The sequence below is a fragment of the Gardnerella sp. KA01001 genome, assembly GCF_049244025.1.
Lineage (GTDB): Bacteria > Actinomycetota > Actinomycetes > Actinomycetales > Bifidobacteriaceae > Bifidobacterium > Bifidobacterium swidsinskii.
On the sequence record NZ_CP058366.1, the window covers coordinates 179,380 to 193,335 of the forward strand.

The window sequence follows — 13,956 nt, forward strand, 5'->3', positions numbered from 1 at the left end:
GTTCACTACTTGCAAAATGCACCCTTACATTAAATGCACATTTACAGCACAGCATTAGCAACGAAATCAAGCAGGAACAGCAAGGAAACAATCCAAAGCATTGGATGAACTTCCTTAGCACGCTTCTTGCAAGTCATAACTAAGCAGTACATGATGAAGCCTGCAGCGATGCCGTAAGAAATGGAGTAAGAGAACGCCATGAATACGGCAGCAAAGAATGCAGGAATTGCTTCGGAAATATCATCCCAAGCAATTTCCTTCAAGGAGCTTGCCATCATGCAACCAACAACAACAAGCACGCCTGCAGTTGCTGCAGCAGGAACTGCAGAAGCAAAAGGCGCAAGAACAATAGAAAGCGCGAAGCAAATAGACACAACTACGGAAGTCAAACCAGTGCGACCACCGGCACCAATACCAGCAGCAGATTCTACATAAGTAGTGGTGTTAGAAGTACCGCAAATTGCGCCAACAGAAGTAGCAATAGAATCAGCAAACAATGCACGATCCATCTTGGAGCTAAATCCGGAGCCGTTTTCAAGAGCCTTTTCGTCAGCTTCAGAGAAGATACCTGTACGACGGCCAGTACCAATAAAGGTGCCGAGAGTGTCAAAAGTATCCGACATTGAGAATGCGAAAATAGTTACCAACACAAGCGGCAAACGAGCAGGATCAGCAAACAAAGATGCAAAACCCTTATCGCTAAAAATAGCACCGAAAGTAGTTGGAAGCTGAGCAAAAGCGTCAGTAACAGACACTGCATTGTTCAAAGAAGTCAATCCCAAAGGAATACCAATTAAAGAAGTTGCAATAATTGTAATAAGCAAGCTTGCGCGAACTTTAAGAACTGTAAGAACAATAGCAAAAAGAAGTCCAATAAGGAATAACCAAAGCACAGGGTTATTCATAACAGCAAGACCTGGAATAGCAGCAGTTGGTTTACTCTTTGCAGCGGCGGCAGGATCCTTGGAAGTAAAAGTAATCAAGCCAACACTCATCATGCCCACATAGGCCACAAATAAACCAATGCCACCGCCGATTGCTTGTTGAAGCGAAGTCGGGATGGCACGAATAATCATTTTACGAATCTTGGTAACGGTAATAATAATGTTAATTAAACCGCACAAGAACACCATGCACATGGCCTCTTGCCAAGTAAAATGCAGGCCGAAGCAAACTGTGTAAGTAAAGAATGCGTTAAGACCCATGCCAGCAGCCTGTGCGTAAGGTACGTTAGCAAACAAGCCCATAACAAGGGTACCAATGATTGCTGCGATGATTGTAGCGAGGAAAACGCCACCTTTAGGCATGCCAGTTTGGCTTAAAATCATTGGATTTACGACGATAATATACGACATTGCGAAGAATGTAGTGAGACCTGCAGTGATCTCCGTTGATACATTCGTGCCGTTTTCTTTGAGATGGAAGAACTTTTCCATATACTCTCTGTTCCTTGGTTTACAAGCGCAAAAGACCAGAAAAGCGCGGCGAAAGCACTTGAGCAATCGCGTACGCAATTACATTTGGGCATTCACGCAGAGGTTACTGCGACTCGTCGAATGAACGAAGGCATCACAAAATCTCACATAAAATTATGAAAATTGCGAAACCTTTGAACAACCGAACAGCTCTGACCTTACGCGCACGTGCTGACCAAGGAAATACACCGAAATCAAAGAAGTATATAACAACTCAGCCAAAACGACCGGAAATATAACGCTCAGCTTCAGCATTGCGCGGATTGTTGAACATAGTAGTTGTGTCTGCAAAGTATTCCAGATGACCAGGTTGACCTACAGCTTTCAAATTAAAGAATGCCGTGTAATCCGCAACACGCGCAGCCTGTTGCATATTATGCGTCACGATCACAATCGTGTAGTCACGCTTAAGCTCATTAATCAAATCTTCTACAGCCAACGTAGAAATAGGGTCAAGAGCTGAGCAAGGCTCGTCCATAAGTAAAACTTGCGGATGCACAGCCACAGCCCTAGCAATGCAAAGTCGCTGCTGCTGACCGCCAGAAAGACCAATACCCGGCTTATCTAAGCGATCCTTAACTTCATTCCACAAGTTCGCGCCTCGTAAAGCCCACTCAACTAAATCGTCAGCATCACTCTTAGCAATTTTGCGATTATTCAAACGAACTCCAGCGAGCACGTTTTCTCGAATAGACATTGTTGGGAAAGGATTTGGACGCTGGAAAACCATGCCAACATCGCGGCGGACAGCCACAGGGTCCACGTCTTTACCGTATAAATCGCGGCCTTCAAGAAGCACTTGACCTTCTACTCGCGCGCCAGGAGTGATTTCGTGCATGCGGTCTAAAGTGCGCAAAACTGTTGATTTTCCGCATCCGGAAGGTCCGATAAAAGCCGTCACTTTATTTGGCTCAATATTAATATTTACATCTTCTACAGCAAGAAAATCACCATAGTAAATATTTAAGTGCTTCACATCAATTCGCTGACCCATTTTATGCTCACTTTCTAAAAATTTAATTCGCTTTGCTTTGTTTTATTTTGCTTTGCTTTAACTCACTTTATTTAAGATTTACTTCGCTTTATTTCGTCTTTACAGAAAACACTCGAGCTACAACTCGCCCCAAAATATTTAGCAACAACACCAACACAATAAGCGTTAAAGCTGCAGCCCACGAGCGCTCCATCGGAATTGACGTTACACAAGAAGCCGGCGCATTAGCTGGACAATTCGCAGAAAGTTTGGAATATTCTTGGTAAACGTACACCGGCAAAGTCGTCATTTGCCCATCAAATAAATTGAGATTCGTGGAAGCAATAAAGCCTGAAGCCATAAGAAGTGGTGCAGTTTCGCCAATAACGCGCGCAACCGCAAGAATACAGCCAGACACAATTCCCGGAAGAGCAGTGCGCAAAACGATTTTTGTAATTGTGCGCTGCTGAGTAACTCCCAAAGCAAGAGACGCCTCGCGCAAATCGTTAGGCACGATTTTTAGCATTTCTTGAGAAGACTTCACAACTGTTGGAATCATAAGAAGTGAAAGAGCCACAGATCCTTCAAAACCATTGATTGTGCCAGGACCAGCAAGAAGAGCAAACATAGAAAATGCAAACAATCCAGCAACAATAGACGGAATACCACTCATAACGTCAACAAGCAGATTAATTATGCGCGAAATTTTGTTTCCGCGAGCATACTCAACCAAATAAACAGCACACATTAAACCAATCGGAATTGAAATAACCATAGCTCCTAGCGTTATTTCAAGAGTTCCAATAATCGCGTGCAAAATTCCGCCGTAACCGCCAGTTCCAGTAGCATTTCCGCCCACAACGTAAGTCATGTTATGAGTGAGAAAATCAAAATTTAAACGCTTAATACCATTGATAATGGTTGTTAAAAGCAAAGAAATAAGCGGAATAAGTGCCACAACAAAAGACAAGAAAATCAGCACGCGCATAAGCATGTCTTTACGTTTGCGCGCAGCTATGTGTGAGCGAGTTGGGCGGAATTTGTTGAAGTCAATAACCGGAGCCGCAGAATTTTCTGCGCGATTTTCTACGCAATTTTCTGCGAAGACTTCAGCACCTTCGTTAGATTTATTAATTTGATGCTCCATTTATGCGCCCGCCTTTCCGGTAATTTTGCGAGCAATAAAGTTGACTGCAAAAGAAATAACGAACAAAACTAAGCCGGTTGCAATAAGCGCACTTACGCCAAGTCCGTTCGCTTCCGGATACTGCGCTGCAATATTTGCGGCAATAGTTTGATTTTGAGAAGCCTTGAAAATATTGATACCAAAAGTAAATCCAGGAGACAAAATCATCAAAACTGCCATCGTTTCACCCAAAGCACGGCCCAGCCCAAGCATAGAAGCCGACACAATACCAGACTTTGCAAACGGCAAAACAGCTAACTTAATCATCTCCCACTTCGTAGCGCCGAGCGCAAGCGCACCTTCCTGCTGCAAGCGAGGAGCCTGCTGGAAAATATCGCGAGCCATAGAAGTAATAATCGGCAAAATCATCACAGCCAAAACTAATGCAACCGTAGCAGCAGAACGAGAAGGATTAGCCGCCGGACCAGAAAATAGCGGAATCCAGCCAAAAAGTTTAGAAACCCAATCCCAGAAAGGATACATAGCTGGAACCAAAACCAATCCACCCCACAAACCATAGATTACGGACGGAATCGCAGCAAGCAAATCAATTACTCCACTCAAAAGCGGAACAATTTTTTTAGGCGCATAATACGAAATAAACAGAGCAATACCAATTGCCACAAAAAATGCGAACAGCAGCGCGAGCGCAGACATAAGCACTGTGCCAAAAATAAGCGGAGCCACATAGCTTATAAAATCATGCGCTTTACCACCAGTAAAATCAGCAAACACATGACTTACTTGATTGTGATTTCCACTTAATAACGGCAAAGCACGAAACAGCAGAAATACTGCAACTGCTGTAAGAACAAGCAAAATTAGCATGCCACAGCCTGCAGCCACGCCTTTAAAAAGACGGTCTACAAGATGAGTGCCAACATAATTTTTGCTATTGCTCTCAGAAATTTGAGCAGTTTCGTTTGCACTATTCGCAACTGCTTTCGCATTTTTCGTAGAACTCAATCATTCTCCTTTATAACCGATACGTTCATAATATCAGTTTGTAAAGTTTTTACTTTCCTGTTTTAACAGACTTAATCGATGCGTTAATTTTGCTTACCAAATTTTGTGGAAGTGGAGCCGTTCCAGCAGCAGAAGAAGCAGCATTCTGCCCTTCCGCGCTAGTTACGTAGCTAAGCCAAGACTTCACAAATCGAGCAGTTCCAGCATCTTTATAAACCGGGCAAGCAATATCGTAAGAAACTAACACAATTGGATAAGCACCCTTAGATTGCGTATTGTGATTAATTTTCATAACAACGCGATTAGGATATTTTGCAGAAGCGTCTGCGTCAATTTCAGAATCAGCTAAAGTTTTAGAAGCAGCTTCCGGAGAAATCTCATTGTAAGTATCCCCCACCTTCACTGCAACAGTACCGAGCTTACCGACCTGTGAAAAATCAGCGTAACCAATCGCACCATTTGCCATGCGAATAGTAGATACAACGCCCGAAGTGCCCTTTGCACCTTGACCGACACTATTCGGCCAGTTTTCAGAAAGATCATATTTCCAATCGTCCGGAGCTGCATCCTTCACGTAGCTTAAGAAATTCTGCGTTGTACCGGACTTATCGGAGCGGTGAACAACAGTAATCGGGGTGTCTGGAAGCTTTAGCTTAGGATTCTGTTTCTTGATATCCTCATCATTCCAGCGCGTAATTTTTCCGTCGAAAATTTTAGCAATCGTCGAAGCGTCCAAATTAATATGCTTGCCAGCATCCGAAACACCTTTAAGGTTGAAAATAATCGCAATTGGTGAAACATACACAGGCACATCGAAAGCCGTAGTTCCATGAGCACAAACCGACTTAGACTTTTCAACTTCGTCGTTACTCAATGCTTTGTCTGAACCAGCCCAAGCCGTGGCACCAGTCATAAAAGTGGTAACGCCAGCACCAGAACCAGTAGGATTGTAAGCAATTTTTGCACCCGGATTTTTAGATTGGAATCCTGCAATCCACGCTTCCATTGCAACCTGCTGGGAAGAAGCACCCGAGCCTTGGAAATTGCCGGAGATCTTAGTGTTTTGCGAACCTGACGCATTGGAATTATCAGCAGGAACATTGTCTCCGCAAGCAGAGCAGGTTGCACACAAGCCGAAAGTTAGCGCCGCCGCAGCAATACTGCGGAACTTAAGTGCGCTTTTAGTCGTATTAAATTTATTCATATTTGACTTATTCATATCGTTACGCATATTCTTCTTTCCTTTCGCGAAGAATTGCCTTGCGCCCCACCACATTTTCGCGTTCCTATAGCCGTATTGCGAATTGGGCGCATTTTCTTAATTAATCCCTATCTTTTTTTATTAACGCAACCATCGTAAACAGGTGGGTAAAACCTCACCGGCAAAAATAAAGTGGGTACCAAAAATGGCGGTATTTGGCGCTATATTTAACGCGACTTAAGCAAAATGAAGGTCGGCGACCACATCAGCGTGTCGAAATGCTACAAATTGCGAAGAATATTTACCGTAATTTTTGCAGCAGTGTCCGCATACTCGGAAATATCAAAAGTGTGAAAATCCTCGTATTTTGTATCCGCATTATCGCTCATTGCGCGCACAACAAGTGCAGGAACGTCGTTACGAGCAGCCACATGCAAGACTGCTGCGCCTTCCATTTCCACAGCATCCGCTTGAGTAGCTGCAATTACCTCCGCTACTTTTTCTGGCGAATCAACAAAATATCCGCCGGATGCAATAGTGCCAGCGATATGCGTGATTTTCATATCGGTAAGCACTTTACTAGCTACTTTAAGAAGATAATCATCCGAATTAAATTCGCTTGCAAATGGCTTCCATTGACCGATTAAGCGCATATCGGTATCGAGATATTTTACAGTTTTTCCAAGAACAACATCGTTCGTATGCAAATTTTTATTAAGATTTCCTGCAATACCAGAAAAAATTACGACTTGAGGGTTATATGCGTCAATAAGATATTGCACAGTTGCAGCAGCATTAACCAGACCCATTCCGCCAACAGTAGCCGCGACTTCGATTTTACTGCCATTCGCCGAGTCAAGAGTGCCGCAAGATACATCAAGACTTGCAGAGTGATCGTGAGTCACGTTTTCAAGCGCACTGGCAATATGCGCAACTTCTTCCTCTAAAGCACCAACAACAGCGACTTTCGTAATTTTCTCAGTACTAGGCATTAGCAGAATCATCCTTTTTTACTTCGCTACTTACGCATTTATCGTTATTCTTAACCAAAAACACGCATACTAAAGTCATAATAACAAAAGTCAAAGTCGCAATTTTCAGCAATGCTCCGCACGTAAAATCAAACCAAGGATTCACAACAGGAACATTGAAAAACGCAATAATTTGATCCTGCAAAGCAAGAAAAGCAAAAAATCCAGCTATAAGAAGCACACAAACTAAAGTACCAACAATGCGACGCCATCCGCTAGCAAAAACAATTAAAGCAATCCCAGTTACAAACGGTATAAAAACGCTAAACCACAAAGCAGAAAACGTAACAAGCGTATACCCAGCGCTATGCGTGCCACGATACCATGCAAAAGCCAACAAAAGCACACCGTTGTAAATCAAAGCTAACAATATATAACGCACCACCGGTAATGCTTTACACATAAAACCTTTATTCGCTTTATTAGCTTTATTCAAGTCTTTGTTATACATTTCAACACACTCCCTTGTACGCAAAATATAATGCAAAAATAGGCGGCAAATACAGTAAGGAATATAAGCCAAGTAGAAATTAATTGAGATTATCTTACTACAATCTCTAATCTCTAAGCTCTACGGCGAGTTGCTACAGATTTAGCTAAAATTCTTAGCAAATTGGCAGTATCTTCCCAAGAAATGCAACGATCCGTAATAGACTTGCCGTATTCAAGCTCGCTAAGAGGAGCAGGATCTTGATTGCCGCCCTGCAAGAAGCTCTCCATCATAACGCCCTTAATACCCTGCTCGCCATCAGCCAAACGATCTGCAATCTCACGCACAACCTCAATCTGGCGACGCTCATCCTTGCCAGAATTACCATGCGAACAATCCACAACCACGCCGTTAGAAGCCATACAACCAGTGCCCAAGCGCAAACGAATCGAAGCAACAGCAGAAGCAACCGACGCAGCATCATAATTAGGACCCTTACTAGAACCGCGCAAAACCACATGGCAATCAGGGTTGCCAAGAGTCTGCACAGCACAAGCGCGACCAAGATGATCAATACCAAAGAACGTATGATGCTGGCTCGCAGCTAAGCAGCCATTTACAGCCGCAGAAACGGAACCATCCGTAGCATTCTTAAAACCAACCGGCATAGAAAGACCACTAGCAAGCTGACGATGAATCTGAGACTCAGTATTACGCGCACCAATCGCACCCCAGCTCACAGCATCCGCAATAAACTGAGGGCTAGTCGGCTCCAAAAATTCAGTAGCAGCAGCCAAACCAGCATCCAACACGCCAAGCAAAGTCTTACGCGCAAGCAACAAACCCTTATGAATATCATGCGTTCCGTCAATATCCGGGTCGTTAATCAAACCCTTCCAGCCAAGAGCTGTGCGCGGCTTTTCAAAATACACGCGCATAACAATAAGAAGCTCATCTTCGAGCTCCGAACGCAACTTAGCTAAACGACTCGCATAATCAAGAGCAGCCTTAGGATCATGCACAGAACACGGGCCCACAATAACAAGAAGGCGATCGTCGTCGCCATTCAAACAGCCACGAATCTCATCACGCGACTGCGCAACAATATCCTGCGCATACGGCGACAATGGCAACTCGCCAAGCACCTGAGCAGGAGTCGGCAGCGGCTCCAGCTCAAGCACGCGACGGTTAATAATGCGATCCACACCAACCTGGTCCTCCCAGCGCTGGAACTTCGCAGAGTTAAGAGGGTTGCGCCCCTCCTCAACTTCCTTCTTTACCGCGCGAGAAGTACGCTGCTCAGCTGCAGAAGCCATCTGTCACCATCCTATAAAACAAAACGCGCACCGCCGCGCTTGCGCAAAGAGTTAACCTAACTGTGGGGTCGGTGTTCTCATCTTAAGATAAAGACGAGAACACCGCCGAACTCGCGCAGAGAGTCCAACATAACTTGGTGGGGTCGGTGTACGCATCTTGAATAAAGATGCAAGCACCGCCGCGCTCACGCGAAGAGCACACTGTGCTTTTCGCAATAGTGAGCGCGGCGCTTTGGCTTAGCTTAAGCGCCCAATGCGCTTAAGCTAAGCCAAAGCGCCCATTGGATCCCATGCCGGTAATACGATTGCTGGTTCTTCTAGGGCTTTGCGATATTCTTCCGGAAGCAGATTCTTCGGCACTGCAACTTCATACACGTACTCAGTGAACCAATCGTCACTCATCGTAAAGTAACCCTTATCTGCAATATCAGTGCCCCAAGAGTTCTCTACGCGCCAACGACGAGTAGTCGTACCATCATCAGCAACATCCACACCAGCAAAAGCCATAGCGTGATTCATTGCAGAATCAGCAAAACGCACACGCGCTTCCTTATCCAAATCAAAATCAACGCCATAAACGCGACCATACTCGAACAAATCAGGAGCCCAAGCGCCATTCTCGCGATCCATCATAGGATGGCAATCGGCACCAAACCACACTGGAATGCCCTTCTCAACCAAAATCTTACGCACGCAATCCTTCATAAACTGGTTTGGCACGTTCAAATACTCGGTTGCGTCTCCGCCAGCAACATTACCCAAGTGCTCAATAGCAATCTTCTTGCCCTTAGGATGTTCAGCGCGAGGATCGTCAACCAAGCACACATAATCCTCAAGACCAGCATTCACGTATTTCTTCCAGAACTCAACTGGCGTAATCTCACCATCGCGATGGAACTTGCCGTCGCTATCAGTCCACTCCCAATCGAAGCTCTTAGGTGGCTCACCCAAGTGAATTGTCAAAATCCTGTGACCTGCAGCAGTAGCATCCGCAATAATCTCATCAATTTCAGTGGCATTCGCATACATATGAGCAACAGCAGTATGCAAAAGCGCACGCAACTGCGTATTCATAGCACCAGTATTCTTAGAAGAAGCAGTTTCTGGGAACAAATCCTTAGGAACAGCACCATACTTCTTGTAAACGTTCATAGCCATGGTCCACTGGCCGCCATCGCCCATAACGTCATGCAACAAATGCTGAATCAAGCGAGAATCTGAAGGCTCACCTGCACGCACCAAAGCAGCAACATCCTTCAAGAAGTAGTTAATTCGCTCAAGCTTGTCGTAGTACATTGCGTAGTTTTGAGAAAACTCAAATTCCTTCAATCCAAGGGATTTCTTCGCAATGAAACGAGCCACGTTCAACGAGCTAAACAGCCAGCAACGGCCAGAACGATCCTGATGTGTTGCATCTCCGTTGTCAACAATGGTAGAAAAACGACGCTGCAATAAGCGCGCACGATCATAATTACGCGCGACTTTGTCAATACCAGCAGCAGTCACACCATTCATAGCTAAACGGTTTAAAGGATTTGCGTCAAAATCCTCACGCAAACCTTGTAATTTTTCATCAGTTAGAGCAGTGATTTCAGTCACAATGCTACCTTTCCTATTAATTATCAATATTTATTTCAAATATTTATTCAAATACCAGCACATTCTAGCGTACGATGTTTAAGCCAATCTACAAATTTTACAATATTTTCTTTATTGATTATCTGTGTCTTGGTCTTCTTGAGACTCGTTAGCTTCTTCAGATTCAGCCAACGCAGCTTGAACATCTCGCTGAGCCTGCTTCGCATCTGCAGAAGATTGAGCATCCGACGAATCCTCATTATCGTCAGAAGCTTGCGCAACTTGTTGGTTTTGTTGAGCATCCCCAAAATCAAATCCAGAGAAAGCATTCGCAAACAGCGAACGCAATTCCGTAACGCGCTGCGTAATAGTTGCCTCACGATGCTGCAATTGGGTTAATCGAGTCGTCATGCCATCAAGCTCTTGCTGCGCTGCAGCTCTACGCTCTTCAACCTGAGCAGTTGCTTCCTGCATAGCTTTGCGCACAATATCAGCAGCCTGACTATCCGCAGCCTGATGCGTTTGCGCTGCATATTCGTCAGCTTCTTGATGAACAGTTTTTGCGCGAGCAACCAAAGCATCTGCTTCTTCCTGAGCTGCTCTTTCTTTCTCTTTCAAACCAGAAAGCAAGGCATTGACTTTCTTTGTAGCTTCCTCCTGTTGAGCAGCAATATCTGCTCGAATCTGCTCAACTTCTGCACTAACTTGGCTTAACGTACGCGTGCGTTCAACTTGAGCATCATCTGCAATTTCTTGAGCTTTAGCAGCAGCAGCATCCGTAATTTCGCCAGCTTTGCGCTGTGCGTCAGCCATCATCTTCGAAGCGTGTTCGCGCATATCAGCAAGCTTTTTATTTGCTTCTGCAAGAGCAGATTCAATCTGATCGTTTGTTTCAGCTTTAGCACGTGCAATCTCTTCGTTTGCAGCCGCACGCTGCTCAGCAATTTTTTGCGCAGCTTCCGACTTAAGTTGCGAAATGCTGCTTTCTTGCTGAGCGCGCTCAGAAGCCATGCGCTTCGTATGTTCTTCTTGAGTGTTTTGTAAAGCTAATTCTGCAGCGTCTTTTTGAGCTTGCACATCTTTAGCAGTAGTATCGCGCAAACGTGCAGAATCTTCTTGTGCAGCTTGCATAAGTTGTGTCGACTTTTGCGTGGCATTGGAAAGCATTGTGTCTGCTTTAGTTTGTGCTTCTTGCATTAAATGTGCAGCATCCAGTTTTGCATTGTTCAGCAAAGTTCCAGCTTGTGCTTGTGCATTCTTTTTAATTGATGCAGCATCTTGCTTAGCGCGCTCAAGCAATTGAGAACTAGTCTGCTCTGCAGATGCCAGCAATTGCTGCGCATTTGCACCTAAGGATGCAAAAGTATTTCCGCTTTTTGCACGTTTTACATTATTTTTTTCTTCTTGCAATTGCGCTTGTAATTGCAAAATTGATTCATCGCTTGAACGCACTTGTTCACGCAGACGAGAAATAGTACGCTCATAGTTTGCAAATGCTTCATTTACCTTGTCTTTATCGTACCCACGCAACGCGGTTGGGAATAAATCAGCCACCATAATATTCCTTTCACAAGCCCCCACACAGCTGCACAAAACGCTGTGCTACACCATCAGAATCAACGCTATCACTTACAAGCAAAAAACACTCGTGTGTTGCGCACGTTTTTGCTAAGCTCACACAACTGCACTTACTACCTAGCTCAAATACAGTAATGTTTATATAGCATATGCGATTATTTGTCGCGAATTACTAAAGCAAGAAGTCTACCTTCATGCGATTTTCCAGCTAAACTAGCACGTCGATGAGAATACCATAGCGGATTTTCCAAAGTGCACATTGGGTTTTGCAAATTTTGCAAACGTTCCGGCAAAGACTCGCCTTCCCCATCTACTTCGCAAATCGTGCGCAATTCCTCATCTTCCTGCAAATATTGCGTAGCTGCAGTAACTCTTGGCAAAGCGTCAACAATATTCGCAACTCCTGCGATCGCTAAATCAATGCGTGCAGCTTCAGCAATATCAATACCAATTCCACCGAAACGCGTTTTTGTTACAGTTTGCGGATAACGTTTTTCAAAATCGCGCGCAATACTCTCACCAACTTCGTAGCAATCTCCACAAATACACGGACCGAGCACTGCTTCTATACGAGAACGCTCAGCTCCCTTTTCGCACATTGCTTCGATGACAGCATCGAGTACGCCAGCCATCAATCCTTTTCGCCCACAATGCGCTGCAGCGATTACTCCAGCTTCGTCGTCCGCAAGTAAAACTGGCAAACAATCTGCCGCAAACATTCCTAAAGCAAGCGAGCACGCAGTTGAAACTTGCGCATCCGCCTCAATTCTCAATTGCGAATCTGCAAAACCTGTTGCATCAAAGCCGTAAGAAGTATTCCATGAATCTACTACACTATCTGCGTCAAATACTTCTCTGCTATGAACTTGAGCAACAAGCGACAAGTCTGCTTGCAAAGCTTTCTGTAAAGCTGCGCGATTGCTTGCTACAGCCTCCTCACTATCTCCTGCGCGTCCGCCTAAATTAAGTGAAGCAAATGAACCTTCAGAAATTCCACCCAGTCTAGTAGTAAAAACTGCATGAGTGCGAGACCCTAACGGCACTGGAATGGTTACAGGAATTGGCGTACCGTCCTCATCTTCGTGAGGCAATGGCATACCAGTTACGCTTGTTTCTTGCATTTTATTGTTTTCTTTCAGCCTAAATAAGCCAATTCTTCATTGCTTAATTGCAAATCGGAAGCTTTCAAACTATCTAAAATTGTAGCTGGTCTGTGAGCTCCAGGAATGACAAATATGTGATCGCCTTTAGCGAGCTCCCAAGCCAAAACTACTTGCTGATAGCTTACGCTATGATTTTCGGCAACTTTGCGGAATGGATCGAAAAGATGCTCGTCATAAGGATGACGGAATCCACCTAATGGACTCCAGCAAACAAAAGCAATTCCAAGCTTTTCGCAATATTGCAACGTATCTTCATTCTCTAAATGAACTGGAGAATATTGATTTTGTACTGCTACTAGCTTTTCTCCTAAAATGTTGCGCGCAATATCGATTTGCTCCACAGAAGCGTTAGAAATACCGATTTCTCGAGCCACACCTTCATCAAGCAACTCTTGCATTGCTTCAATAGACTCATTGTATGGAACTTCTGGATCTGGCCTGTGGAAGTAAAGCAAGTCAATAGTGTCAACGCCTAGAGCCATTGCAGACTCTTTGGCATGCGCAATCAAATGCTCTGGCTTACCATCCTTACCCCACGTTGGTCGCCCGTCAGTAAAGTTACGGAAGTGACCGACTTTAGTAGCAACCAAAATAGAAGATTTGTCGCCTTTCCAGCTTTCTAAAGCCTCACGAACAAGCTTTTCGCCAGTTTGTTCTTCACCACCAGAGCAGTAATATGCCCAAGCTGTGTCAATATGCGTACAACCTGCATCAAGAGCTGCGTGAATTGTTTCAATTCCCATATCGTGACCAAGATTGTTTTCTATTGTCAATGGCATTTCGCCAAAACCAATAGCGGTTGTATCAAACGAACCTAATGCGCGATGCATAACCATATTTCACCCCTATTTTGTAAGTTTTATATTTTTCGTGAGTATTTATTATTGCATTACGCTACTTTACGCGGTCACAATATTTTACTACTTTTTATATTTTATTTTATTGCACAGATTGCATAAAACATTTAAATAGCTATCTAAAAGAAATGCCTCCAAACGCAAACGCAGCTTGAAGGCATTTCTACGAATATTTATTTTTATTTAGTATCTAGCAATAATT

General features: G+C 44.2%; 12 protein-coding genes. All 12 read right to left on the reverse strand.

All coding sequences use genetic code 11. The annotated features are described in order from the left end of the window. Positions 1-41: 41 nt before the first annotated feature. The 12 genes from HXT59_RS00870 to HXT59_RS00925 all read right to left on the reverse strand — a co-directional run bounded on the left by HXT59_RS00870 (position 42) and on the right by HXT59_RS00925 (position 13,733). Complete coding sequence (locus HXT59_RS00870; RefSeq protein ID WP_012913808.1) at positions 42-1,436, reverse strand: NCS2 family permease; 1,395 nt, start codon at positions 1,434-1,436, stop codon at positions 42-44. 253 nt (positions 1,437-1,689) lie between these two features. Further along, the gene (pstB, locus tag HXT59_RS00875; RefSeq protein ID WP_004109757.1) at positions 1,690-2,469 is read right to left on the reverse strand and encodes a phosphate ABC transporter ATP-binding protein PstB; all 780 of its coding nucleotides are present in this window, start codon (positions 2,467-2,469) and stop codon (positions 1,690-1,692) included. 88 nt (positions 2,470-2,557) lie between these two features. Continuing rightward, positions 2,558-3,595: a phosphate ABC transporter permease PstA gene (gene pstA / locus HXT59_RS00880; RefSeq protein WP_004109758.1), complete on the reverse strand. Its 1,038-nt coding sequence runs from the start codon at positions 3,593-3,595 to the stop codon at positions 2,558-2,560. After that, positions 3,596-4,543 (reverse strand): phosphate ABC transporter permease subunit PstC, encoded by a 948-nt coding sequence (gene pstC, locus HXT59_RS00885; protein ID WP_064621725.1) that lies wholly within the window; start codon positions 4,541-4,543, stop codon positions 3,596-3,598. It abuts the gene before it with no gap. A 106-nt stretch (positions 4,544-4,649) separates the two neighbouring features. After that, positions 4,650-5,876, reverse strand: a complete 1,227-nt coding sequence (gene pstS, locus HXT59_RS00890) for a phosphate ABC transporter substrate-binding protein PstS (protein ID WP_012913805.1) — start codon at positions 5,874-5,876, stop codon at positions 4,650-4,652. Positions 5,877-6,082: 206 nt separating this feature from the next. After that, a complete protein-coding gene (gene mtnN / locus HXT59_RS00895; protein ID WP_012913804.1) occupies positions 6,083-6,793 on the reverse strand; it encodes a 5'-methylthioadenosine/S-adenosylhomocysteine nucleosidase in 711 nt (236 codons plus the stop codon). Continuing rightward, positions 6,786-7,283, reverse strand: a complete 498-nt coding sequence (locus HXT59_RS00900) for a hypothetical protein (protein WP_012913803.1) — start codon at positions 7,281-7,283, stop codon at positions 6,786-6,788. The genes mtnN and HXT59_RS00900 overlap by 8 nt, the downstream gene beginning before the upstream one ends. A gap of 113 nt (positions 7,284-7,396) precedes the next feature. After that, positions 7,397-8,578 carry a 3-deoxy-7-phosphoheptulonate synthase gene (locus HXT59_RS00905; RefSeq protein ID WP_102155462.1) on the reverse strand — a complete coding sequence of 394 codons (1,182 nt, stop codon included), beginning with the start codon at positions 8,576-8,578 and terminating at the stop codon, positions 7,397-7,399. 264 nt (positions 8,579-8,842) lie between these two features. Further along, positions 8,843-10,177 (reverse strand): C1 family peptidase, encoded by a 1,335-nt coding sequence (locus tag HXT59_RS00910; RefSeq protein ID WP_102155465.1) that lies wholly within the window; start codon positions 10,175-10,177, stop codon positions 8,843-8,845. 111 nt (positions 10,178-10,288) lie between these two features. Continuing rightward, positions 10,289-11,713: a cell division protein gene (locus HXT59_RS00915; protein ID WP_033888563.1), complete on the reverse strand. Its 1,425-nt coding sequence runs from the start codon at positions 11,711-11,713 to the stop codon at positions 10,289-10,291. 176 nt (positions 11,714-11,889) lie between these two features. Continuing rightward, positions 11,890-12,855 carry a polyphenol oxidase family protein gene (locus HXT59_RS00920; RefSeq protein WP_012913800.1) on the reverse strand — a complete coding sequence of 322 codons (966 nt, stop codon included), beginning with the start codon at positions 12,853-12,855 and terminating at the stop codon, positions 11,890-11,892. Positions 12,856-12,869: 14 nt separating this feature from the next. Continuing rightward, positions 12,870-13,733: an aldo/keto reductase gene (locus tag HXT59_RS00925; protein ID WP_248893102.1), complete on the reverse strand. Its 864-nt coding sequence runs from the start codon at positions 13,731-13,733 to the stop codon at positions 12,870-12,872. Positions 13,734-13,956 lie beyond the last annotated feature (223 nt).